Origin of the sequence: Novosphingobium sp. ERW19 (genome assembly GCF_012641315.1) — a bacterium.
Taxonomy (GTDB): Bacteria; Pseudomonadota; Alphaproteobacteria; order Sphingomonadales; family Sphingomonadaceae; genus Novosphingobium.
Genome location: NZ_JABAIC010000009.1, coordinates 93,442 through 116,934, shown reverse-complemented (window position 1 = coordinate 116,934; position 23,493 = coordinate 93,442). Strand labels below are relative to the sequence as shown.

The window sequence follows — 23,493 nt, the reverse complement described above, 5'->3', positions numbered from 1 at the left end:
GCGTGCGGCGAGCACGCCCCCTTTTTCGTGCTGCCAACCGCGCGCAACGCTTCGTCACGCGGCCTGCCTTGCTATTGACACGTTTGTAGATAGACTTTGCCCAGCACACCATAATGGGAGAGCATCAATGTCCGTTGCCGGCACCTACAATTGCGTGACCCACACCCCGATGGGCGATCAGACCAGCACCTTCACCGTCAACGTCGATGGCGACAGCTTCACCGGCACCAACAGCGGCCAGATGGGCTCGATGGACGTCGAGAACGGCAAGGTCGATGGCAACACGCTGACCTGGCAGATGAAGATGACCGTGCCGATGCCGATGACGCTCGATTGCACCGCCACGATAGAAGGCGACACCCTGACCGGCAAGGTAACGGCAGGCATGTTCGGCACTTTCCCGATGGAGGGTACGCGGGGGTAAGAATGCTGGGCGCCGGTCAGCACAGCTGCACAGGCGCCCGGTTCACTGACACGACCCAAGAATATCTGAAATGGCAGTCGGAACGGGCCATTTTGGACCTTGTTCTGTAATCTTCATAACAGTACTGTCCGCTCCATTGGGGATCTGGGGGCGGTTAAGATCATGAACAAGCGCGCAGCTGCGCTGGTTTCAGCTTGCCTCGCCTTTGCTGCAAGCACCGCCTTGGTTGATAGCCCTTCAGCCGCGCAGCCGGCAGAGGGCTGCGAACTTCACGTCTGGCCGAGCCCCGGACTCGCTATGTTGAGTGCGCGCGCCCTCGATAATTTCACTTATGGCCATGGCCATCCTATTGGCGGAGGCGTGGTCGGCCTGATCGCACCTGAACGGGCCAATCGCGCCAAGGGCGTGGTCGACAATTTCTCTTACGAAGAAAAAGAGGCTGAACAGGTCGAGATGCTGCAGCCGTCGCGGCAACGCGCTTTGCTGCTGCAGGCCCCATTGGCGGAAACCCTGCATCTCGGCGGCTACCGCATCGTCCTTCATGATGAGACCGCGACAATGGCCATGGCTCGCAACGCGGCTCCGCTGGTCAGCGCGGCAAGCCCCTGCCATGCCGAGTTGCTGCTGGCCAATCTTACCTATACCCGCGTCTATGCCCACGGCCACAGCCTCAAATCATTGGTGATCCTGCGAGAATTCGGGTCGACACACGACCTGAAACAGCGCGCGGCAATCCCGGTCGAGGCTGCGCTCATGACCTCGCCAAAGGAAGAACAGCGCACGCCCGAAGCCTTTGCCGAGGATCTCGAGCGAGCCTTTCTGGATACGATCGGGCTCTTCGCGCGTGCGCGCGACAAGGCGCAAGACAAAGGCGGAAAGGCCAAATGACCAAACAGTCCCGCGTGATGACCGTTCTTGCCTGCCTGCTGGCGGCATCGCACTCTGCCCAGGCTCAGGACGCCCCGGCTCAGGCAACAGAGACCACCCCGGCCACTGCTGCCGCGCCGCAGCCCGAAGCTGCCTGCGCGCTGCACGTCTGGCCCGGGAGCAACCTGCGCTCGACATATTACGGCTGGCTTCACGGCGGGATCGTCGATGGGGCAGTGAACGGCCGCGATGGCTACAAGAAGTTGCCGGAGGGTCCGCTGGACACCGAACGGCAGAAAGACATCCTCTCGGGCATCGACATTGCCAAGGCGCTCGGCCTGAACGGCTATTCGCTGACGATACATCCCGAAGCACTCGACAGTCGCACATTGCGCGGAACGCCGGGATCGTGGCTTGCCGCCAGCGGTGGGGCGGCACCTGCCGCCTGCCAGGCCGAGCTCGCGATAGACGACGTGTTCTTCCAGGAAGACGTGTTCAGCGGAAAATACCTGAAGGTCATCTACCGCTTCAAGCGCTTCGATGGCGCGGAAACGCCATCGCGCAGCTTCGGGCAAATCATGGCAATCAAGCTGCTGGCCTTCCCGCCAGCCCAGGGAACCGATCCCGCACCGGCAATGAAGGAAATTGGCGCTGCGCTCGCACGCAGCGTCGAAGATTTCGGCTTGGCGCTCAATGCGCCTCCGAAAAAGAAGAAGTGAAGTACGGGAAATCTAACGGACGGGGAAAGATCCAAGCATGAAGACGTATCTGATCTCTGCCAGCGCATTCTTGCTGGCAAGCGCTGGCGCGGCATTCGCGCAAGAGCAGGCGCCGACCGCCGCGACGGAAGCAGCGGCTGCTCCGGCAACGCCCGCTGGCCCTGAAACCATGACCTATGCACCCAAGGATGCTGCAGCTGACGGCTGCGAGCTGCACATCTGGCCTGCCGAGCGCATGACCTCGATGACGACTGGTTTGCTGGGCGGGGGTCTGCTCGATGCCGCCCTCCATTCGAACCGCGACGCGACGAACCGCACGCTGCTGGCCAGCGCGCTCGACAGCCCCAGCCAGCTCGACGCGCTCCTGTCGCTTGACCTGCGCAGCATGATCAAGATGACGCCGGGCACCACGATCATCACCCATGCCAAGCCGCTTGAGCGCAAGACGATGAATTCGGTCAAGACGCGCCGCTCGGATTCGCAGGCGACGTGCTACTCCGAACTGATCGTGGCTGACGTGTTCTACCAGAAGGCGGCGATCTATGGCCGCTCGCTGCGCACGCTGTTCATGGTGCGCGAGTTCGGCAAGGACCAGAAGATCGACTTCGAATACAAGGCCTGGGGCGGCAATGGCCTCAAGCTCTTCCCGCCGAAGGAAGGCGAAGATGCGCTTGCGGCGCTCGACGAGCTGGTCGGCGTGTTCAAGAAGAACTTCGAGGAATACGCCAACAACGAAGCCAAGGCCCCGCGCAAGCCGATAAAGCCCTGACCTTATGCGGCAGGGACGGGCGCAACGTCGGTCCCTGCCGCATCACAACTCGGATCAGGCCAGCTTCTTCTTCAGCAGTTCGTTCACGACGCCGGGGTTGGCCTTGCCCTGCATCGCCTTCATCGTCTGGCCGACGAAGAAGCCGAACAGGGCTTCCTTGCCTGCCTTGTACTGATCGACCTTGTCGGCATTGCCGGCGAGGATGCCGTCAATCGCCGCTTCGATCGCGCCGGTGTCGGAGGTCTGCTTCAGGCCCTCGCGCTCGACGATGGCGGCGGCGCCGTCACCGCTCTCGAGCATCTTTTCGAGCACCTGCTTGGCGATCGAACCGGAAATCGTGCCGTCGGCGATCAGCGCCAGCAGTTCGGCACCTGCCGCCGGGCTGACCGGCGAATTGTCCAGCCCCTTGCCGAGCTTGTTCAGCGCGCCGAACAGTTCGGAAATCAGCCAGTTGGCGGCCTGCTTGGCCACTTCCGCTTCGGGCTTCTTCGCCTTGGCGGCTGTCTCGGCCAGCAGCGCCTCGAACCAGCGCGCGGTTTCCACGTCCGCCGTCAACACGCCTGCGTTATAGGCTGACAGGCCGAGCGCGGTCTCATAGCGATGGCGCTTGGCGTCCGGCAGCTCGGGCAGCGACGCGCGGCAGTCCTCGAGGAAAGCATCATCGAGTTCGAGCGGGAGCAGGTCGGGGTCGGGGAAGTAGCGGTAATCGTGCGCGTCTTCCTTCGAACGCATCGAGCGGGTCTCGTTGCGGTCGGGATCGTAGAGGCGCGTTTCCTGCACCACCGCACCGCCATCCTCGATCAGGGCAACCTGGCGCTTTGCCTCCTGCTCGACCACGGCCATGACGAAGCGGACCGAGTTGACGTTCTTGGTTTCGGTGCGGGTGCCGAACGGTTCACCGGGGCGGCGGACCGAGACGTTGACGTCGGCGCGCATCGAGCCCTGGTCCATGTTGCCGTCGCACGAGCCGACATAGCGCAGGATCGTGCGCAGCTTCGACAGGTAGGCCCCGGCCTCTGCCGGTGAACGCATGTCCGGGCGGCTGACGATTTCCATCAGCGCCACGCCCGAGCGGTTGAGATCGACATAGGACATCGTCGGGTGCTGATCGTGCATCAGCTTGCCGGCGTCCTGCTCCACATGGATGCGCTCGATCCCGATGGTCTTGGTCGATTCCGGGTTCTTGTCGTCAAGCTGGATTTCGATCGAACCTTCGCCGACGATCGGATGGTAGAGCTGGCTGATCTGGTAGCCCTGCGGCAAATCGGCATAGAAGTAGTTCTTGCGATCGAACCGCGACCACTTGTTGATCTGCGCATTGATCGCCATGCCGGTGCGCACCGCCTGGCGGATGCACTCCATGTTCGGCACGGGCAGCATGCCGGGCATCGCCGCGTCGACCAGGCTGACCTGCGTGTTCGGCTCAGCCCCGAACGCGGTGGCCGCGCCGGAAAACAGCTTGGCATTCGAAGTGACCTGCGCGTGGACTTCGAGGCCGATCACGACCTCCCATTCGCCGGTTGCGCCCTGGATACGATATTCGCTCATGCTCTGCCCGATAAGGTGTGAGGGATGGGTTGGAAAGGGGTCAATTGGCTGGCCTCGGCTCCGGTCGTCCGGCCAGGCGGCGCGACCACGCCCGCGCCGGTTGTTCGATCAGTCTGGCAAACGGCACCGCCACGATCAGGCACAGCGCCATGATGAGAAGTTTCATCGCGTCGGCCTGCCAATCGGGGCCGGTCAGCGCGTCGGCACCGCCGATGGTGCTATCGGCAATCATCAGCCCCAGGCGCGGCTGGAGCACCGCCAGAAGATCGAACACGCGGCCGATCACGAAGACGTGGACCATGTACAGCGCGTAGGACATCGTGCCGAGCCACTGGAACGGCGCGGCGCACAGCAGGCGCGAGACGAGCCCGCGTTGCAGGGCCGAGAGCGCGACGAGCGCGGTGGCGGCAAGATCGAAGGCCATGAGATTGCCGCTGCCCCACAGCACCGCGCCAAGAGCGGCAAAGGCAGCCAGCTCAAGCACGGTCGCCACAGCAATCGGCAACTGCGGTGGCGATGATTGCTCGTAGGCGCGATGCAGCGCAAGACCGAGGCCGAACCCGGCAATTCCGCGCCCGATGTTGGACGCCAGGCCATCAAGCGGACCGCCGAACGTGGCAAAGGTCAGCACCGCCACGGCCAGCGCCAGCCACGCCATCCACACGCGCTGCCCGGCGAGCTTCCAGCCCGCAGCGGCGAGCAGATAGAGCAGCATCTCGACCGAGACCGACCAGCTCGGGTGGTTCCATGTAATCCCGAGCGACGGCACCACGCCCTGCAGCAGCAGGAAGGCAATCGGCAGGTCCGCCGGATCGCCCTGCCCTGCCATCAGGCCGTGGGTGCGCAATTCTGGCCGCATCACGCCCAGCGCCAGCATCGACAGCGCGAAGACGGTGAGCATCGCGGCATGCAGCGGCCAGACGCGGCCCCAGCGCAGCCAGATGAAGCGCGAGAACGAGAAGCCTGCCGACAGCTTCGCGCCATAGGAGGCGGCAATCACGAAGCCGGAAAGGACGAAGAACAGATCGACCATGCGGCCGAAGTTCGCATCGAATCCGGCGGCGGACAGGCCTGCTGTTGCGGGGATATGGTGGAACACCACCCCCAGCGCCGCAAGACCGCGCAAGGCATCGAGGACGGGATAGCGCAAGGGCATGCCCGCGCCGCTCCCGTCGGTCGACTGTCTTACCACCACTTCTCCGGGCGCGCGGAGAACTGCGCGCGCTGTTCGATGGCGAGGCTGGCATTGAGCACGCCCTGCTCGTCGAACGCCTTGCCGATGACCTGAAGGCCAAGCGGCAACCCGTTGCGGTCAAGCCCGGCCGGGACCGACATGGCCGGGAGCCCAGCAAGGCTGGCAGGCACCGAGAACACGTCGTTCAGGTACATTTCCAGCGGGTCGGCGCTCTTTTCGCCCAGCGCAAAGGCCGAGGACGGCGCGGTGGGGACGAGGATCACGTCGACGTCCATGAACGCATTGGTGAAATCGCGCGCGATCAGGGTGCGGACCTTCTGCGCCTGGGTGTAGTAGGCATCGTAGAAGCCCGCCGAGAGCACATAGGTGCCGATCATGATCCGGCGCTTCACTTCCGGACCGAACCCGGCGGCGCGGGTGGCGGCATACATGTCCTGCAGGCCGGCACCATCGGGCAGATCGCGCAGGCCATAGCGCACGCCATCGTAGCGGGCGAGGTTCGACGAGGCTTCTGCCGGCGCGATGATGTAGTACGTCGGCAGCGCGTACTTGGTGTGGGGCAGCGAAATCTCGACGATCTCGGCGCCGGCATCCTTCAGCCAGGCGATGCCATCGTCCCAGCTCTTCGCGACGTCAGGGTCCATGCCATCGAGGCGGTATTCGCGCGGGATGCCGACCTTCTTGCCGCGCATGTCGGCGTTGAGGCCTGCGGTCCATTCCGGCACCGGCAGGTTGAGGCTGGTCGAATCCTTCGGATCAAACCCGGCCATGGCTTCCAGCATGATCGCGCAGTCGGTCACGTCATGGGCCATTGCGCCTGCCTGATCGAGTGACGAGGCAAACGCCACGACGCCCCAGCGCGAGCATCGGCCGTAAGTCGGCTTGATGCCGGAAATGCCGGTGAAGGCCGCGGGCTGGCGGATCGAGCCGCCAGTGTCAGTGCCGGTGGCAGCAGGCGCGATGCGCGCGGCAACCGCCGCGGACGAACCACCCGAAGAGCCGCCGGGGGCCAGCGGCGCGGTGTCGTTCGGGCGACGCCACGGCGAGATCACATTGCCGAAGGCGCTGGTCTCGTTCGAGGAGCCCATGGCGAACTGATCGAGATTGAGCTTGCCGAGCATGCCGGCGCCCGCGTCCCACAGCTTCTGCGAAACGGTCGATTCGTACTGCGGCTTGAAGCCTTCGAGGATCTTCGATGCGGCGGTGGTCTGCGTGCCCTTGGTGGCAAACAGGTCCTTCATGCCAATCGGCACGCCCGCCATTGGTCCAAGCGGCTTGCCAGCGGCGCGGTCCGCGTCGACCTTCGCGGCAGCTTCCAGCGCCTTTTCCGGCGTGGTGACAATGAAGGCGTTGAGCGCGGGCTGCGCGGCCTCGACCGCCGCGTTGAACGCGGTGGCGACTTCGGTGGCGGAAAACGCGCCCTTGGCCACGCCATCGCGGATGGCGGCAATGCCGAGATCAGTAATATTCGTCATTATTCGATCACCTTGGGCACGCCGAAGAAGCCATGTTCGGGCGCTGGCGCGTTGGCCAGCACCGCATCGCGCATGTCGCCGCCGGTCAGCGGATCGGCATTGACCACGTCATCGCGCAGGCGCTGGTGGTTCGGGATGACGGCAGTCATCGGCTCGATCCCGGTGACGTCGACTTCGCCGAGTTGTTCGACCCAGGCGAGGATGCCGTTGAGTTCGGGGACCATCGCGTCAAGCTCGGCCTCGGTGACCTTGATGCGGGCCAGCGAGGCGATCTTCGCCACCGTGGCGGTATCTACGGACATGGCGGATACTCTTATCGGAAAGAAAAAAGGAACGCCGCGCGCTACCAGAGCGCACGGCGTGCTTCAAGCCGAGGCCGCCCCATAAGGGCGCCCGGCCAGGATCAGGGTTGCGGAGCGCCTTCGGGCATCGGCACGCCACCCGGAGCGCCACCGGGCGCACCACCGGCCCCACCCTGCATGCGCTGCATCTGTTCGAGCATCATGCGCTGCTGCTGGATTTCGGCAGCACTGCGGAAATCGAGCAGTTCGATTTCGAAGACGAGGTCGGAATTGGCGGGGATCACCACTTCGCCGGTCTGCGGATTGCGCTTCTCTTCGGCGCCGTAGGCCTTTTCCGAAGGGATCTCGAGGACGTACTTGCCGCCCTTCTGCATCTTCGAAAGACCTTCGGAGAAGCCAGGGATCACGGTTTCGAGCGGGAGGACCGCATTCTGGCCACGGTCGAACTCCTTGCCGCTGGCGAGGCGACCGACATAGTTGATCAGCGCCACGTCAGCCTTGGTCGGCGAAGCGCCGGTGCCGGCCTTGACCGTCTCGATCTCGATGCCCTGGTAGCGGGTGGCATAGGCCACGCCCGAGCCGAGCACGACCGCAGCGATGACGCCGAGCCAGATCTTGCCGACCGAGCCCTTGGCAACGGGCTGGAGCGGAACGCGGGTGATTTCCGACATGCTTTCCCCCTCAAGCGCGATTCGCTTCGAATCGCGCTGGATGATTCGAATGACCTGATCCGGCACACGAAAAAGGGCGCCGGAGTGCGGCGCCCTCTTGGCCCATCAGGGCGCGAACGGCAAGTAGCCAGATGGAGCGTTTCCGCCCCGATCCTTCTTACTTGACGCCGTCACGCTCCTGGCGCTTGCGCTCAAGCTTGCGGGCGCGACGGACGGCAGCAGCCTTCTCGCGAGCGCGCTTTTCCGAGGGCTTCTCGAAGTGGCGACGCAGCTTCATTTCGCGATACACGCCTTCACGCTGCAGCTTCTTCTTGAGTGCACGAAGAGCCTGGTCGACGTTGTTATCGCGAACGAGAATCTGCATAAACCGCTACACCTCAATCTGACGGCGAGAGCCCGCGAAACCGGCGGGAGTCACCTTGAATCTGGAAACACAAAACAAGCCGAATCCGTACAGGACCGGCCCGAACGGGTGCGCCACTAGCCAAATCGGGCCACAAAGGCAAGCAAAGTCGTGCATTTTGCAGGCCATGAGGTTAAGGGCGGCGGATGAACTCTCCCAATACACTGACGGCAACTGCCATCGTCGCCCTGGGTGGCGGCGTAGGCGCCATGCTGCGCTATCACGCGGGGCGCGCCGTAACTGCGTTTTCCGGTCCCAACACGCTGTTCCCATGGGGCACCTTCCTGATCAACGTCAGCGGCAGCCTGCTGATGGGCCTGCTTGCAGGATGGCTGGCGCGGCAGGACGGCAGCGAATCGCTGCGCCTGCTGCTCGGCGTCGGCGTGCTCGGCGGCTTCACCACCTTCTCTGCCTTCAGCCTTGAAACCGCCATGCTGATGCAGCGCGGACTTTATGGCATGGCCGGCTTCTATGCGCTGGGCTCGCTGCTGGGCGGCGTGGCCGGGCTGTTCCTTGGCCTTTCAATGATGCGGGGTGCAGCATGAGCCGCGGCAAGATCCCGGACGACAACGTCCGCCAGTTCACCGTGGGCCGCGACGATGCCGGAGCAAGGCTTGACCGCTGGTTCAAGCGCCACCTGCCGCAGGTCGGCTTTGCCACCGTATCGCGCTGGGCCCGCACCGGGCAGATCCGCGTCGATGGCAAGCGCGCCGATGTCGATACGCGGCTCGAAGCCGGGCAGACCTTGCGCGTCCCTCCCGGCAATGCCACGCCGGTGGGCGCCGGGATCAAGGGCCAGCGCGTGCGCAAGCCGCTGACCGAGGAGCAGATTGCGCTGGCCGAATCGATGGTCCTCGAAAAGGACCGCGCCGCAATCGTGCTGAACAAGCCGCCGGGCCTTGCGACGCAAGGCGGGAGCGGCACGCACGAGCATGTCGACGGACTGCTCGATGCCTATGCCGCCGATGGCGAGCCCCGCCCGCGCCTCGTCCACCGCCTGGACAAGGACACCTCGGGCGTCCTGCTCATCGCGCGCACGCCGGGCAGCGCAGCATTCTTTTCCAAGCACTTCTCCGGCCGCTCGGCGCGCAAGATCTACTGGGCGCTGGTGGTTGGCGTGCCAGAAGTGAAGGACGGACTGATCGAACTGCCGCTGGCCAAGCAGCCGGGCACGGGCGGTGAGAAGATGATGGTCGACGAGAGCGGCCAGGGCCAGTCCGCGCGCAGCCGTTACCGCGTGATCAGCCGCGCGGGCAATTCGGCCTCATGGGTCGAACTGCAGCCGCTGACCGGGCGCACCCACCAGTTGCGCGTGCACATGGCAGCGATCGGCCATCCGATCGTCGGTGACGGCAAGTATGGCGGGCAGGCCGCGTTCCTGACCGGCACGATCAGCCGCAAGATGCACCTCCACGCCCGCCGCCTGCGGATCGAGCATCCCGAGGGCGACCTGATCGACGTGACCGCGCCGCTTCCGGCGCACTTCGCGGCGAGCATGGCCAGCCTCGGCTTCTACGAGGAAGACGGCGACCTGCCGCTGGAAGCGCCCAAGCTGGTCCCTGAAAAGACCATGCAAAAGCGCGCGGCGAAGCAGCACGCCAAGGAATATCGCAAGGAGCGCCGGGGCGAACGCCGCAAGCGCGCCGACAGTGAGAAGGGTGCGGGCAGCGCCGGTCGCAAGCCCACGGGCAAGCGCGCTGGTCCGACAAAGGGCGCGCCGCCGAAAAAGGGTCCTGCAAAGCCTGCCGGGAAGCCTGCTGCTCCGCGCAGGGCGCCATCGGGCAAGCCTGCCCCGAGGACGCGGAAGGACTGATGCATCCCAACCCGTCCTTCCGGCATGATGACCGCGACCTGTTCGAGGCGCTGATTGCCGAGATCGGGTTCGGGATGGTGTTTGCCACGGTGCCGGACGGGCCGCGCGTGGCGCACGTACCGCTGCATTCGACCGGCGACGGAGCGGTGCAGTTCCACCTCGCGCGGGGCAATGCGCTGACCCGGCATCTTGACGGCATGACCGCGCTGGCGGTGATCAACGGACCGGACGGCTATGTCAGCCCGCGCTGGTATGCCGATCCGGCGCAAGTGCCGACGTGGAACTACGTCGCGCTGGAGATGGAAGGCCGGGTGCGGCGGATGGATCAGGATGGACTGCGCGGACTGCTCGAGACCGTTTCGGATGCGCATGAGGCGCGGGTGACCGAAGGCACACCCTGGACGATGGACAAGATGCCCGAGGACAAGCTGCGTGCGATGATGGGCGGGATCGTCGGCTTCGAGATGGAAGTGCTGGCATGGCGGCCCACCTTCAAGCTATCGCAGAACAAGAGCGCCGATGAGCGTGCGCGCGTGGCGGCTGGGCTGGAAGCCGAGGGCTCTCCGGCGATCGCCGAACTGATGCGGAGGCTTGTTCCTTGAAACTGGCGATCTTCGATTGCGACGGCACGCTGGTCGACAGCCAGGCCGATATCTGCGCGGCGATGGATGCGGCGTTCAAGGCTGCGGGCCTGATCCCGCCCGAACGCCAGCTGACGCGCCGCGTCGTCGGCCTCTCGCTGCACGAGGCGATGCGCCAACTGCACCCTGAGGGCGAACACCACGAGCACGCGAGCCTCACCGAACTCTACAAGGACGCCTTCCGCGCCCGCCGTGCCGCAGGGGCGGTGGCCGAGCCGCTCTATGAAGGCATCGCCTCGCTGATCGAGGAACTCGCGGGGCAAGGCTGGCAACTTGCCGTCGCCACCGGCAAGTCAGACCGGGGCCTTGCCCATTGCCTCGCCACGCATGGGCTGACCGGGCATTTCGTCTCGCTGCAAACCGCGGACCGTCATCCTTCCAAGCCCGACCCCTCGATGATCGAGCAGTGCATTGCCGATGCCGGCGCGGATCGCGCACGCACGGCGATGATCGGCGACACCGTCTATGACATTCACATGGGCGTGAACGCGGGCGTGCGCTCGTTCGGGGTCGACTGGGGCTATCACGAGACCGAGGAACTGATCGAAGCCGGCGCGGAAGCGGTGGCGACGAGCATCGAGGACTTGCGTGCACTGCTGGGGAGGATTGCATGAGCGATCAGGCCCGAGATCCGGCAATGGGCCGCTATTTCGCGTTGCAGGCGGTGCGGGCTTCGGGCGCGGTGCTGGTGCTGCTCGGCGTGCTGGTGCAGGCGGGCAAGGGGCCGGGGCCGCTGGCCGAGCTCCCGCCGCTGGTCGGGATCGTGCTGGCTCTGGCAGGCCTGTGGGACTTCTTTTTCCTGCCGCGCATCGTCGCGCGGCGGTGGCGTACTCCGGAATAGACAATGAAGCGCTTTTACAAGGCAGTGACGGTCGAGGCGGCAGAAGGCGGCTTCGGGGTGAGGCTCGACGGGCGGGCGATCAAGACGGTAGGCGGCAGGCCGCAAGTGGTGCCGACGCAAGCCCTGGCCGAGGCCATGGCGGCGGAATGGTCTGCGCAAGGACCGGAAATCGACCCCGCGCTGTTCCTGCTGCGCGACATGGCAGACTACGCGATCGACGTGGTGGCGCGGGACCGCGCCTCGGTGATCGGGGAAATCCTGCCCTACGCCGAGACCGATACGCTATGTTATCGCGCCGAGCCGGACGAGGCCTTTGCCGCGCGCCAGCGGCTGATGTGGGAACCGTTGCTGGCGAATGCCGAAACCCGTCTGGGCGTGCAGTTCGTGCGGGTAACCGGCATTATCCACAAGCCGCAACCGGTCGAAACGCTGGCCGCCCTGCGCGATGAACTCGAAGCGCTCGATGCCTTCCAGCTTGCCGCCTTGCGCAACACCACCAGCCTCGCCGCCTCGCTGGTGATCGGCCTCGCCGCGCTGCAACCGCAAGCCGACCTTGACGCGCTGTGGGATGCCGCCAACCTCGAAGAAGACTGGCAGGCCGAACTCTGGGGCAAGGACGCCGAAGCGATGGAGCGGCGCGAGAAGCGGGCTGGCGCGTTTGCGGCGGCGGCGCGGTTTGCGGGGCTGGCGCGGGGTTAGGCTTACAGGCAATGGTCCCCGGCCTGCGCCGGGGTGACGATTGATACAAAGCTCTGTTTCTCGTCATCCCGGCGCAGGCCGGGATCCAGTTGCTGCCCAATCAGCGCAAGGGCAACATCACCCCACCCAGTCGGCCACCTGCTTGGCCACGGCGTTCGCGGCTTCGTTCAGCGCCGGGCCGACGTACTTGGCTTCGGCCTCTGCCACCGGCACCGTGCTTTCAAAGCGCCTGGTCTCCACGCGGCCGCCGGCTTCCTTGACCGCATCGTAGCGGACCACGGCGGAGCGGGTGCGCGCGTCGTAGCCCATGTCGAGCAGGCGGCCCGAGAGGTGGAGACCCGCTGCACCCGGATCGCTCTCGATCACGAGGCGGCTGCCGCGCGCGCGGATGGTTTCGGCGAGCAGGCGCTGGAACAGGCGCGAGGGGCGTTCGACCCACATCGTCTTCTGGAGATAGGCCACGTTGGCATCGTCAATCTGCACCGGCACCCGCGTGACGGCGAGGCGCGCTTCGGCCGAGGGCTCCATCACTACCAGCGCAGTGGCCAACGTGCCGCTGGTGCCGCTGCCTGCAGCAGGCGCGGCGGTGGGGGTGAGCGCCAGCAGCGTGTCCGGCACCTTGGGGCCGAGGCTGACGCAACCGGAGAGGGCGGCGAGAAGTGCGGGGACGACAAGGGCTTTGCGGATCATCTTCATCGCCTCCTCAATTCTTGTAGTCGGGCAGCTTGGGGCCGCCGACAAAACCGCCGACGCCCTGATCGTTCAGGCGGTCGGTCACTTCGCGCAAGCTCTTCGTGGTCGCCTGCAGATCGCGGATGGCCGCTTCGGCCGCAGGCAGCGTGCGTTCGTTCAGCTGGCGGGCGGCCGGGCGGGCTTCGCTCAGGGTGCCTTGCAGCTCATCAGCCGCGCCCTGGGCCGATTTCAGCGTCTGACGCAGCTGCTTGGCGAGGCCATTGGCATCGTTGTTGAGCATATTGTCGGCCGAGTTCGTCAGCTTCTCGAAGCTGGCCAGCGTATAGTTGGCCTGCCGCAGCGTGGCCTGCAGTTCGGCCAGCGTGCGCTTCACATCGGGCGAGGCATCGGCGAGATTGCCGGTCATGCGATCGGTGTTGGCGAGGATGTTCTCGATCGACTTCTGGTTCTTGTCCGACAGCACCATGGTCAGGCGCTCGGTCAGCGTAGCGAGACGTTCGAGCAGGAGCGGCGCGTTCGAAAGGATTTCGCCAAGGCCCGAGCGCTTGGTCGGGATCACCGGCACGCCTTCGGGGCAAGTGGCGCGCTTGTTTTCCTTCGGACAAGCGATAGGCGGGGCGCCCTTGACCGCGCCGGAAAGCTGGATCGTCGAAACGCCGGTGAAGCTGCCGAGCAGGCTGGCAGTGGTGCCCTGCAGGATTGGCACCTTGCGGTCGACCGCGATGCGCACGCGCACGAACTCGGGATCGCGCTCCCACAGCTTGATGTCCTTGACCTGGCCCGACGGCACGCCCGAGAATGAGACCTCCGACCCCTTGGCCAGGCCGTCGACCGACTGCTTGAAGAAGATGTCGTATTCGTTGAGGTCGCCCTGGTTCAGGCGCGCGATCCAGATGGTCAGCACGGCGGTCGCCGCCAGCAATGCCAGCGTGACGAGCCCGACCCAGATATGGTTTGCGCGCGTTTCCATCGGCTAGTCCTTATGCCCCGTCAGGATCAGGCGAAGAACGCCCGTCGTCCGAAAGTGTTGCCCGCACAGCATCATGCCGCTCTTGCGCATCTTGCGCCGCACGTCCGCGCGGGCCGTTGAAGTATTCCTGTATCCACGGATGATCGAGCGCGAGCAGTTCCGGGATCGTGCCCACGGCAATCACCTTCTTGTCCGCGATCACCGCCACCCGGTCGCAGATTTCATACAGCGTATCGAGATCGTGGGTGATCAGGAACACGGTGAGGTCAAGCGTCTGCTGCAGCTTGAGGATCAGCTGGTCGAACGCCGCTGCGCCGATCGGGTCCAGCCCGGCGGTCGGCTCGTCAAGAAACAGCAATTCGGGATCGAGCGCGAGCGCACGGGCAAGGCCGGCGCGCTTCTTCATGCCGCCGGAAAGTTCGGACGGATACTTGCTTGTCGCCTCGGCCGGCAGGCCCGAAAGCAGGACCTTGTACCGCGCAATCTCGTGGCGGAGTTCGTCGCTGATTTCGGGATAGAATTCGCGCAAGGGGACTTCGACGTTCTCGGCCACGGTCAGCGTCGAAAACAGCGCGCCGCCCTGGAACAACACGCCCCAGCGGCTGCGGATGTCGATGTCATCATCGTCGCGGGCATCGGTGATCGTATCGCCGAGCACTTCGACCTCGCCCGCATCGGGAATCTGCAGGCCGATGATCGTGCGCATCAGGACCGACTTGCCGGTGCCCGACCCCCCGACAACGCCAAGGATTTCCCCCCGGCGCACATCGAGATCGAGGCCATCGTGGATCACGTGATCGCCAAAGACATTGCGCACGCCGCGCACGCGGATCGGGTACTTGCCCTCGAACGGATCAGGCAGGCCGACAAGCTGCTCGGTCGTGGTGGTTGCGGCCTGTTCCATCAGCCCCACCCGATATTGGTGAAGAACACCGCGAAGAACGCATCGAGCACAATGACCGTAAAGATCGCCATGACCACCGCAGCGGTGGTGCGCGCGCCGACTTCCTCGGCATTGTTCTTGACCTGCATGCCCTGATAGCAGCCCGCCAGCGCAACGATGAGGCCGAATACCGGTGCCTTGGTCAGGCCAACCCAGACGTCGTGCAGGGGCACCACTTCCTGAATCCGCGCGAGGAAGGTGAAGAACGGGATGCCGAGCGAAACGCTCGACAGGAAGGCGCCGCCGATGATGCCAAGGAAGGCCGAATAGAAGCCGAGCAGCGGCATCATGATCATCGTTGCCGCAATGCGCGGGACGACCAGAGCCTCCATCGGAGAGACGCCGATGGTGCGCATGGCGTCGACCTCTTCGGTCAGCTTCATCGTGCCAAGCTGTGCCGCAAAGGCCGAGCCGGAGCGGCCGGCGACCATGATTGCGGTCATCAGCACGCCAAGCTCGCGCAAGGTCAGGCGGCCGACGAGGTTGACGGTGTAGATCTCCGCCCCGAACTGGCGCAGCTGCACTGCACCCTGCTGGGCGATGACGATGCCGACGAGAAAGCTCATCAACCCGATGATCGCGAGCGAGTTCACGCCCACCAGTTCCATCTGGTGGACCAGCGCCTTGCCGCGAAAGCGCGATGGGTGGCGCAGCAGTGTCCCGGCGGCCTGGATGATCTGGCCGAGGAAGCCGAGCACCTGCAACATGCCCAGCCCCAGACCGATCATCACATCGCCGACATGCGCGGGCACGCGTTCAAGCAGCGGGAGGCGCGCGGCGGCCACCGAATGGTCGTTCGAATCCGCCTTGCTGATCGCATCGACCAGCTTCTGCGCATCCTCGCTGCAGCCAGTAATTTTCGCGTCGTTGTCTCGCGACAGCCGCCAGACGGTCCACGCGCCGACGGTGTCCATCCGGGTCACACCGGAAAGATCGATCACGCTGACGGATTCGCCGATGGAGCGCAGACGCGCATCGGCAAGGCCCAGCGAGGACACCGTCATCGGCCCGCGGAAGGCGAGCGTCGCGCCTTCCCCCTGCGCAGAGGCCTCAATCTGGAAATCGGTCAGTTCCCGCATCTTGCCCGCTTCATGGGGGATTTAATCCAAGGCGACAAGTGCATCACAAGCGCCGTAACGGCGGAACAACGCTTGCGGTTCCCCGGAACGCTTGCAGGCGCGGGCCGGCAATGGCAAGGCGCTGCCCCATGACCGAGACGACTTCAGCGCAGACTTCCGGCGAACTCGCCAAGACATTCGAACCCGCCGGGATCGAAGCCAAGTGGTATGCCCACTGGGAGCAGAACGGGCTGTTCCGCCCCGAGCGGCCCGATGCCGCGCCCTTTACCATCGTCAACCCGCCGCCGAACGTGACAGGTTCGCTCCACATAGGCCACGCGCTCGACAACACGCTGCAGGACGTGGCGATCCGCTATGAACGCCTGCGCGGCAAGGATGCGCTGTGGGTGGTGGGCATGGACCACGCCGGGATTGCCACGCAAATGGTGGTCGAGCGCCAGATGGAGGCGAAGCAGGACAAGCGCACCAACTACACCCGCGAGCAGTTCGTGGACAAGGTGTGGGAGTGGAAGGCGGAAAGCGGCGGCGCGATCACCGGCCAGTTGCGCCGCCTCGGCTGCTCGATGGACTGGTCGCGCGAGCAGTTCACGATGGACCCGCACTTCACCCGCGCGGTGGTGAAGGTCTTCGTCGACCTCTACAACCAGGGCCTGATCTACCGCGACAAGCGGCTGGTGAACTGGGACCCCAAGCTCAAGACGGCGATCTCGGACCTTGAGGTCGAGACGCGCGAGGTTCAGGGTGGCTTCTGGCACTTCAAGTATCCGCTGGCCGATGGCGTGAAGCGCGACGACGGGCTGGACTACATCGAGGTTGCGACCACGCGCCCCGAGACGATGCTGGCCGACATGGCCGTGGCGGTCCATCCCGAGGACGAGCGCTACAAGTCGGTCATCGGCAAGGACATCCTGCAGCCGCTGACCGGACGCCGGTTCAAGGTGGTGGCCGACGAGCACGCCGATCCGGAACTGGGTTCGGGTGCGGTGAAGATCACGCCGGGGCATGATTTCAACGACTTCGAAGTGGGCAAGCGCTCCGGGATCAAGGCCGCCGGCATGCTCAACATGTTCGATGCCGAGGCCAAGGTGGTGCAGACCGCCGACGGGCTGGTGCCTGCGGAGTTCCTCGGGCTCGACCGCTTCGATGCGCGCAAGCTCGTGGTCGAGCGGATGAAGGAACAGGGCTTCCTGATCCCGCACGTGACGAAGGACAAGGAAGGCAACGAGGTTCTGCACGATGCCGAACCGCGCACGATCCAGACCCCGTTTGGCGATCGTGGCGGCGTGGTGATCGAGCCGTGGCTGACCGACCAGTGGTACGTCGATGCCGAAACGCTGGCCAAGGCGCCGATGGAAGCGGTCCGCTCGGGTGCTATCGAGATCGTGCCGAAGACCTGGGAAAAGACCTTCTTCAACTGGATGGAAAACATCCAGCCCTGGTGCGTCAGCCGCCAGCTGTGGTGGGGGCATAGGATTCCGGCTTGGTATGGCTCGGACGGCCAGTGCTATGTTGCCGAAACCGAAGAGGAAGCGCAGGCCAAAGCAGGCGCGAGCGTGACGCTGGAGCGCGACAACGATGTCCTCGACACGTGGTTCTCCTCCGCCCTGTGGCCCTTCGCCACGCTCGGCTGGCCGGATGAAGACGCACCGCTGCTCAAGAAGCACTATCCCAACGACCTGCTTGTCTCGGGTTTCGACATCCTGTTCTTCTGGGATGCGCGCATGGCGATGCAGGGCTTGCACTTCATGAAAGAGGTGCCTTGGAAGAAGCTTTACCTGCACGGCCTTGTCCGCGCCGCCGATGGCGCGAAGATGAGCAAGTCCAAGGGCAACGTGGTCGATCCGCTCGGCCTGATCGACAAGTACGGGGCTGACGCACTGCGCTTCTTCATGTGCGCGATGGAGAGCCAGGGCCGCGACGTGAAGATGGATGAGAAGCGCGTCGAGGGCTATCGCAATTTCGCCACGAAGCTGTGGAACGCCGCGCGCTTCTGCCAGAGCAACGGTATCACCGGCAGCACCTCGGTCGCAGCCCCTGCCGCCACAGCGGCGGTCAACAAGTGGATCATCGGCGAAGTCGTCGAAACCGTCGCCGCGCTGGATCAGGCGATGGCCGACCTGCGCTTCGATGCCGCGGCCAACACCGTCTATCACTTCGTGTGGGACCAGTTCTGCGACTGGTACATCGAACTGATCAAGGGCAACTTCGATGCCGAGACCAAGGCGGTCGCGGGTTGGGTGCTCGACCAGATTCTGGTGATGCTCCATCCGTTCATGCCGTTCGTAACCGAAGAGCTGTGGCATGCGCTGGGCAAGCGCGACGGCGAGCTGATCGTCGCGGCCTGGCCCAAGCCCGAAGCTACGGTAGATGCGGCCGCCAAGCGCGAGGTCGAATGGCTGATCGCGCTGGTCTCCAACCTGCGCACCGCCAAGAACGAACTCGGCATTTCGCCGGGGGCCAAGCTTGACGCCTACCTGCCCGAGCCTTCGGCGCAGACGCGCTCGATCATCGAGGCGAACCCTGCGGCAATCGAGCGTCTTGCGCGGCTAAACGGCATCCGCTTCGAATCGGCGCCTTCGGGCGCTGCGATGCAGGTTGGCGCGGGCGATGCCAACATCATCGTACCGCTCGAAGGCGTGATCGACATCGCGGCGGAGAAGGCGCGTCTGGAGAAGGCGTTGGCAGTCTCGCAGAAGGAAGCGAAGTCGCTCGAAGGGCGTCTGGGCAATCCCTCGTTCGTCGAGAAGGCCAAGCCCGAAGCGGTCGAGAAGGCCCGCGCCGACCACGCGATGCATGCTGCCGAGGCCGAGCGCCTGGCGGCGGCGCTGCAGCGGTTGGGATAAACTCCCGTCCCCCTTGATGGGGGAAGAAGTAAGGGCCTGAGATGTCGATCGTGTTGGCCACCGTGAACCCCGGCGAGCCGGAGGTGTTCTCCTCGCTTCAGGGCGAAGGCCCTGGCATGGGTCGGCCCTCGGTGTTCGTACGGCTTTCGCGCTGCAACCTCGCCTGCCGCTGGTGCGACACCGCCTATACCTGGCGCTTCACCGGCGACAATCGGCCGCACCGCGACGAGGTGGCGTTCGAGCGGGGAGAGAACCAGATCGCGATGAGCGAGGCTGACGCAGCCGCGCTGATCCTGTCCCACCCCGAGGAGCGGCTGGTGATCACTGGTGGTGAGCCGCTGTTGCAGGGGGCAGCGCTGGCGCGCACCGTGGCCATGCTCAAGGCCGAACGCCCTGCCCTGCATGTCGAGGTCGAGACCAACGGCACCGTGGCAGTGCATCCGGAACTCGATGCGCTGATCGACCAGTTCAACGTCAGCCCCAAGCTGGCGCATTCGGGCAATCCCGCAGAACTGGCGCTGGTGCCCGAGCGGCTGGATGCATGGGCACGCGATACCCGCGCATGGTTCAAGTTCGTGGTGGCCAGCGCTTCCGACCTTGCCGAGATCGCCGCGCTGCAGGACCGCCATGGCATCGCCAGCGATCACCTGTTCGTGATGCCCGAGGGCACAGCCAGTTCAGTTCTGCGCGAACGCTCGCGCTGGCTGGCCGAGGAAGCGCTGGAACGCGGCTGGCGCTTTACCGACCGGCTGCATATCCACCTCTACGGGGATACACGGGGGACCTGAGCTTGCGATAAACAAGAGCGCCGCGAAGCTTTTGCCCGCAGCGCCTTGTTGTTCCTGCGTCAAGCAATCCGACGATCAGAACGGAATATCGTCGTCCAGATCGTCGCCGAAGCCGCCGCCGCCCTGGTTCCAGCCACCGCCGGCGCTGCCGCCTGACGAGCCGCCACCGCGCGAGGAACCGCCGCCGAAGCCGCCCGAACCGCCCGAAGAACCGCCATCATTCCAGCCACCGCCGGACGAGCGGCCGCCGCCGCCACCGCCCATGCCGCCGCCGCCAGCGCCGCCCGACCCATCGAGCATGGTCAGCACGCCGCCCATGCCGCCGACCGAGATTTCGGTGGTGTAGCGGTCATTGCCGGACTGATCCTGCCACTTGCGGGTGCGCAGCTGGCCTTCAATGTAGACCTTCGAGCCCTTGCGCAGGAAGCGTTCGACCACGCCGACGAGACCGTCGGAATTGATCACCACGGAGTGCCACTCGGTGCGCTCCTTCTTCTCGCCGGTGGCGCGGTCCTTCCAGCTTTCGGATGTCGCGATGCGCAGGTTGGCGATGCGGCCACCGTTCTGGAAGCTCTTGATTTCGGGGTCTGCCCCGAGGTTCCCGACAAGGATCACCTTGTTGACGCTGCCTGCCATCGAATCACGTTCCTTCTGATCTGGCCGATTGCGTAGCGCATGGCTTTGGTGGGGGGCGAGTCCGGGCCTGTGAGTTTTCCAGAAGGAAGATTGGTTCACGCAGAGACGCGGAGAAGAAAGGGAGACGCAGAGGGGGGTAGCGCTGGGCCGACAGGCCCCTCTACTCCGGCAACGACGAGGCTGACGCAAGATTGGAATTGGAGAGCGGCTATGCCGCAAGCGCGACAACCCCGCGCCTCCCCTTCTTCTCCGCGCCTTTGCGTGAAACCCTTCTAACCCAGCCCCGCCGCAATCGCCGTCCAGTAGGTCACCCCCGCCGCCGCATAGGCCAGCGCGAAGAGGTAGGCGAGCATGAACGCCGGCCATTTCCAGCCGTTGGTCTCGCGCCGGGCGACGGCGATGGTCGAGAGGCACTGCGGCGCGAAGACGAACCACGCGAGGAAGGCGAGCGCCATCGGCAGGGTCCAGCGCGACTTGAGCTGGTCGCCCAGCGCCATCGCAGCCTGATCCTCGTCATCACTGGCGCTGACGGCATAAGTCGTGGCGAGCGAGCTGACCGCGACTTCGCGCGCGGCCATTGCAGGGATGATCGCCAGGCTCATGTCACGGTTGAAGCCGATGGGTTCGAGCACGACCGACAGGCCATTGGCCAGAGTACCGGCGACCGAGGCGTTGACCTGGTCCTGCCCCGGCTCTGCGCGCGGGAAGTTCAGCAGGATCCACAGCGCGATCGTGACGGTGAAGATCATCGTGCCCGCGCGGCGCAGGAAGATCCACGCGCGCTGCCACAGGCCGAGCGCGAGGTCCTTGAGCGTGGGCAGCTGGTACTTGGGCAGCTCCATGATGAAGCCCGAAGCCGCGCCCTTGGTGACCGAACGGCGCAGGACAAGCGCCACCACCATCGCGCCGACGATCCCGGCGACGTAGAGGCAGAACAGGACGAGACCCTGCAACCCAATGCCGGGGCCGACGCGGGTGTTGGGGATGAACGCGGCGATGATCACCGCATAGACCGGCAAACGCGCCGAACACGTCATCATCGGGGCGATCAGGATCGTGGTCAGGCGGTCCTTGGGATCGGTGATGCTGCGCGTGGCCATGATGCCGGGGATGGCGCAGGCGAAGCTCGACAGCAGCGGGATGAAGCTGCGCCCGGAAAGGCCGACGCCGGCCATCATGCGGTCCATCAGGAAGGCGGCGCGGGCCATGTAGCCGGTCGCCTCCATCGTCAGGATGAAGAAGAACAGGATGATGATCTGCGGCAGAAACACCAGCACCGAGCCGACGCCTGCGATCACGCCATCGGTCAGGAGATCGCGCAGCAGGTTTTCGGGCAGGGTGGCCTTGGCCAGATCGCCGAGCGCCGAAACGCCGCCGTCAATCGCATCGGCAAAGGGCGTGGCCCAGCTGAACACCGCCTGGAAGACGATGAACAGGAACGCGAAGAGGATCGGTGGCCCCGCCCACGGGTGGAGCAGGAGCCTGTCCATGCGCGCATGGATGCGGTGCTTTGCCGTCTCCGAAAGGATCGCCGCGGTCGCCATCTGGTGGGCCAGCATGCGGCGTTCGGGCAGGGTGACGTGGGGACGCGCTGCATCGTGCGCGCGCTCGGGCTTGTCACGCGCTTCGGCGATGGCGGCAGCAAGTTCGGTCAGGCCACGACGGCGTACGGCCACGGTCGGGATCACCGGCACCCCGAGCGCAGCTTCGAGTGCGGCGGGATCGAGGGTCAAGCCATCGCGCTCGGCAAGGTCGACCATGTTGAGCGCAACCACCGTAGGCCGGCCGAGTTCGAGCACTTCCTGCGCGAAAACGAGGTGCTGTTCGAGGTTCGAGCTGTCGAGCACCAGCACGATGACATCGGGCCTGGCTTGGCCGGCCTGCTCGCCCATGATGACCTTGCGGGTCACTTCCTCGTCAGGGCTGGTGGTTTCGAGGCCGTAGGAGCCGGGCAGGTCGACCAGTTCGACCGGCTCGCCCGAGGGGAGCAGCAGGCGGCCCGCCTTGCGCTCTACCGTGACGCCGGGATAGTTGGCGATCTTCTGGCGCGCACCGGTCAGCGCGTTGAACAGCGCGCTTTTCCCGGCGTTGGGGTTGCCGACCAGTGCGGCGACGGTGGGCATCTTGCTCATGCGACAGCTTCTGCGATCGGTTCGACCGTCATCGCCAGCGCATGGATGCGGCGGATGGCGACGGTCATGCGGCCAATCTCCACCGCCAGCGGATCGCGACCGGCAAAGACACCACGATAGGCGAGCGTGACCCTCGCCCCCTCGTCAAGACCAAGCGCACGCAAGCGCTGCGCCTCTTCCGCGACAAGCGCGGACCAATCCACCGATGCGATTCGGGCGGGCGTACCGATAGGGAGCTGATCGAGCGTCACCGGTTCCCGCTGCCATAGCGAGCCAGCATTTGCAAGTCATTCGCAATAGAATTGCGCTGGATCAAAAAAGGAAGGTCGGCGCCACCCTTCAATCGTCATCCCGGCGAAGGGCGGCGCGCTATGTGTTACCGGTTACGCCGCCGGATAGCGCAGGCGGCCCAGCATTCGCGTCAGCGAGAAGGTTTCCTCGCGCGGCTTGACCAACTTGGCCTTGGCCTTTTCGAACTGCATCACGTTCTCGATCCGGCGGTCGAGGAAGGTGCGCGTGTCCTCGTGGCCGTCGCTGGTATCCTGCGCGAAGTAGGCAAGCGTCGCAGCATAGATCGAGCCTAGCGTGATGCGCTTGGTATAGTGGTTGTAATCGGTGGCGACATCTCCTGCGAGCCGCCACATCGCATCGGCGCTCGACCAGCCCAGCCGGGTCGCCTTTGCCACGTTCTGCGGCATTGCCATGACCGCCAGCGCGCGACGCAGGGCTTCTTCCTTGCCGACCAGCGCATCGAGCCGGAACTGGACAAGACGGCGGATGCGCTCGCGAATCGGCAGGTTGCCGAGTTGGGTGCTGGGCAGCGCATCGGCCATGTCGGCGTCGATGCGCGCGATCCATGCGGAGATCATCTGCATCGGACCACCCTGGAACGCAAAGGCAGCCAGCGCGGGATCGACGCCCTCCATGGCAGCGGCCGCAGCAACGGCAGCCGGTTTCCAGCCATCGAACGCAGCAGCTTCGGCAATAGCCGGAGCCAGACGAAGGCGGAGGGCATCGAGGGTTTCGTCGGTCATGTCAGTAC

26 protein-coding genes are annotated in these 23,493 nt (G+C 65.1%); 12 read left to right on the top strand and 14 right to left on the bottom strand.

Annotation, left to right across the window (positions count from 1 at the left end):
* The first annotated feature begins 127 nt into the window (after window positions 1–127).
* From HGI46_RS16895 to HGI46_RS16880, 4 genes are all read left to right on the top strand, one after another.
* Entirely contained in the window at window positions 128–424 is a 297-nt protein-coding gene (locus HGI46_RS16895; protein ID WP_168905180.1) for a hypothetical protein, read from the top strand.
* Window positions 425–586: 162 nt separating this feature from the next.
* Entirely contained in the window at window positions 587–1,312 is a 726-nt protein-coding gene (locus tag HGI46_RS16890; RefSeq protein ID WP_168905179.1) for a hypothetical protein, read from the top strand.
* Entirely contained in the window at window positions 1,309–2,010 is a 702-nt protein-coding gene (locus tag HGI46_RS16885; RefSeq protein ID WP_168905178.1) for a hypothetical protein, read from the top strand. The genes HGI46_RS16890 and HGI46_RS16885 overlap by 4 nt, the downstream gene beginning before the upstream one ends.
* A 37-nt stretch (window positions 2,011–2,047) precedes the next feature.
* The gene (locus HGI46_RS16880) at window positions 2,048–2,779 is read left to right on the top strand and encodes a hypothetical protein (protein ID WP_168905177.1); all 732 of its coding nucleotides are present in this window, start codon (window positions 2,048–2,050) and stop codon (window positions 2,777–2,779) included.
* Between the two features lie 54 nt (window positions 2,780–2,833).
* On the opposite strand, the gene gatB is transcribed toward HGI46_RS16880, so the two are convergent.
* The 6 genes from gatB to rpsU all read right to left on the bottom strand — a co-directional run bounded on the left by gatB (window position 2,834) and on the right by rpsU (window position 8,334).
* Window positions 2,834–4,327, bottom strand: coding sequence for an Asp-tRNA(Asn)/Glu-tRNA(Gln) amidotransferase subunit GatB (gatB, locus tag HGI46_RS16875; RefSeq protein WP_168905176.1), 1,494 nt, complete (start codon window positions 4,325–4,327; stop codon window positions 2,834–2,836).
* A gap of 40 nt (window positions 4,328–4,367) precedes the next feature.
* On the bottom strand, window positions 4,368–5,519 hold the full coding sequence (locus HGI46_RS16870; protein ID WP_168905175.1) for an acyltransferase: 1,152 nt from the start codon (window positions 5,517–5,519) through the stop codon (window positions 4,368–4,370).
* Entirely contained in the window at window positions 5,513–6,997 is a 1,485-nt protein-coding gene (gatA, locus tag HGI46_RS16865) for an Asp-tRNA(Asn)/Glu-tRNA(Gln) amidotransferase subunit GatA (protein WP_168905174.1), read from the bottom strand. The genes HGI46_RS16870 and gatA overlap by 7 nt, the downstream gene beginning before the upstream one ends.
* The gene (gene gatC / locus HGI46_RS16860) at window positions 6,997–7,299 is read right to left on the bottom strand and encodes an Asp-tRNA(Asn)/Glu-tRNA(Gln) amidotransferase subunit GatC (protein ID WP_118073124.1); all 303 of its coding nucleotides are present in this window, start codon (window positions 7,297–7,299) and stop codon (window positions 6,997–6,999) included. The genes gatA and gatC overlap by 1 nt, the downstream gene beginning before the upstream one ends.
* Before the next feature lie 101 nt (window positions 7,300–7,400).
* Complete coding sequence (locus HGI46_RS16855; protein ID WP_118074654.1) at window positions 7,401–7,970, bottom strand: FKBP-type peptidyl-prolyl cis-trans isomerase; 570 nt, start codon at window positions 7,968–7,970, stop codon at window positions 7,401–7,403.
* A gap of 157 nt (window positions 7,971–8,127) precedes the next feature.
* Window positions 8,128–8,334 (bottom strand): 30S ribosomal protein S21, encoded by a 207-nt coding sequence (gene rpsU / locus HGI46_RS16850; protein WP_039331685.1) that lies wholly within the window; start codon window positions 8,332–8,334, stop codon window positions 8,128–8,130.
* A 185-nt stretch (window positions 8,335–8,519) separates the two neighbouring features.
* On the opposite strand from rpsU, the gene crcB reads away from it, so the two are divergent.
* Genes crcB through HGI46_RS16820 form a run of 6 tightly spaced genes read left to right on the top strand, consistent with a single transcriptional unit; the run spans window position 8,520 to window position 12,367 of the window.
* Window positions 8,520–8,918: a fluoride efflux transporter CrcB gene (gene crcB, locus HGI46_RS16845; RefSeq protein WP_205525275.1), complete on the top strand. Its 399-nt coding sequence runs from the start codon at window positions 8,520–8,522 to the stop codon at window positions 8,916–8,918.
* Window positions 8,915–10,186, top strand: a complete 1,272-nt coding sequence (locus HGI46_RS16840; protein WP_168905173.1) for an RluA family pseudouridine synthase — start codon at window positions 8,915–8,917, stop codon at window positions 10,184–10,186. Before crcB ends, HGI46_RS16840 begins: the two co-directional genes overlap by 4 nt.
* The gene (locus HGI46_RS16835; RefSeq protein WP_168905172.1) at window positions 10,186–10,788 is read left to right on the top strand and encodes an FMN-binding negative transcriptional regulator; all 603 of its coding nucleotides are present in this window, start codon (window positions 10,186–10,188) and stop codon (window positions 10,786–10,788) included. Before HGI46_RS16840 ends, HGI46_RS16835 begins: the two co-directional genes overlap by 1 nt.
* The gene (locus tag HGI46_RS16830; protein ID WP_168905171.1) at window positions 10,785–11,441 is read left to right on the top strand and encodes an HAD-IA family hydrolase; all 657 of its coding nucleotides are present in this window, start codon (window positions 10,785–10,787) and stop codon (window positions 11,439–11,441) included. The genes HGI46_RS16835 and HGI46_RS16830 overlap by 4 nt, the downstream gene beginning before the upstream one ends.
* Window positions 11,438–11,668, top strand: coding sequence for a hypothetical protein (locus tag HGI46_RS16825; protein WP_168905170.1), 231 nt, complete (start codon window positions 11,438–11,440; stop codon window positions 11,666–11,668). The genes HGI46_RS16830 and HGI46_RS16825 overlap by 4 nt, the downstream gene beginning before the upstream one ends.
* 3 nt (window positions 11,669–11,671) lie before the next feature.
* A complete protein-coding gene (locus HGI46_RS16820; RefSeq protein ID WP_118073119.1) occupies window positions 11,672–12,367 on the top strand; it encodes an ATP12 family protein in 696 nt (231 codons plus the stop codon).
* A gap of 117 nt (window positions 12,368–12,484) precedes the next feature.
* Here HGI46_RS16820 and HGI46_RS16815 read toward each other — a convergent pair whose 3' ends face one another.
* From HGI46_RS16815 to HGI46_RS16800, 4 genes are read right to left on the bottom strand one after another with little or no spacing between them, the layout of a single operon-like run.
* Complete coding sequence (locus tag HGI46_RS16815) at window positions 12,485–13,057, bottom strand: ABC-type transport auxiliary lipoprotein family protein (RefSeq protein WP_168905169.1); 573 nt, start codon at window positions 13,055–13,057, stop codon at window positions 12,485–12,487.
* A 13-nt stretch (window positions 13,058–13,070) separates the two neighbouring features.
* Entirely contained in the window at window positions 13,071–14,030 is a 960-nt protein-coding gene (locus tag HGI46_RS16810; RefSeq protein WP_118073118.1) for an MlaD family protein, read from the bottom strand.
* A 10-nt stretch (window positions 14,031–14,040) separates the two neighbouring features.
* A complete protein-coding gene (locus HGI46_RS16805) occupies window positions 14,041–14,934 on the bottom strand; it encodes an ABC transporter ATP-binding protein (RefSeq protein WP_168905168.1) in 894 nt (297 codons plus the stop codon).
* Window positions 14,934–16,052, bottom strand: coding sequence for an ABC transporter permease (locus HGI46_RS16800; RefSeq protein WP_168905167.1), 1,119 nt, complete (start codon window positions 16,050–16,052; stop codon window positions 14,934–14,936). Before HGI46_RS16800 ends, HGI46_RS16805 begins: the two co-directional genes overlap by 1 nt.
* A 128-nt stretch (window positions 16,053–16,180) precedes the next feature.
* Here HGI46_RS16800 and HGI46_RS16795 point away from each other — a divergent pair, with 128 nt between their 5' ends.
* A complete protein-coding gene (locus HGI46_RS16795) occupies window positions 16,181–18,895 on the top strand; it encodes a valine--tRNA ligase (protein WP_168905166.1) in 2,715 nt (904 codons plus the stop codon).
* Between the two features lie 41 nt (window positions 18,896–18,936).
* Window positions 18,937–19,683 (top strand): 7-carboxy-7-deazaguanine synthase QueE, encoded by a 747-nt coding sequence (locus HGI46_RS16790; protein WP_168905165.1) that lies wholly within the window; start codon window positions 18,937–18,939, stop codon window positions 19,681–19,683.
* Window positions 19,684–19,758: 75 nt separating this feature from the next.
* Here HGI46_RS16790 and ssb read toward each other — a convergent pair whose 3' ends face one another.
* From ssb to HGI46_RS16770, 4 genes are all read right to left on the bottom strand, one after another.
* Window positions 19,759–20,319, bottom strand: coding sequence for a single-stranded DNA-binding protein (gene ssb / locus HGI46_RS16785; protein WP_168905164.1), 561 nt, complete (start codon window positions 20,317–20,319; stop codon window positions 19,759–19,761).
* Between the two features lie 272 nt (window positions 20,320–20,591).
* Complete coding sequence (locus tag HGI46_RS16780; protein WP_118073116.1) at window positions 20,592–22,451, bottom strand: ferrous iron transporter B; 1,860 nt, start codon at window positions 22,449–22,451, stop codon at window positions 20,592–20,594.
* Window positions 22,448–22,702, bottom strand: coding sequence for a FeoA family protein (locus tag HGI46_RS16775; RefSeq protein WP_168905163.1), 255 nt, complete (start codon window positions 22,700–22,702; stop codon window positions 22,448–22,450). The genes HGI46_RS16780 and HGI46_RS16775 overlap by 4 nt, the downstream gene beginning before the upstream one ends.
* 132 nt (window positions 22,703–22,834) lie before the next feature.
* Window positions 22,835–23,485 carry a COQ9 family protein gene (locus HGI46_RS16770; protein ID WP_168905162.1) on the bottom strand — a complete coding sequence of 217 codons (651 nt, stop codon included), beginning with the start codon at window positions 23,483–23,485 and terminating at the stop codon, window positions 22,835–22,837.
* Window positions 23,486–23,493: the final 8 nt, after the last annotated feature.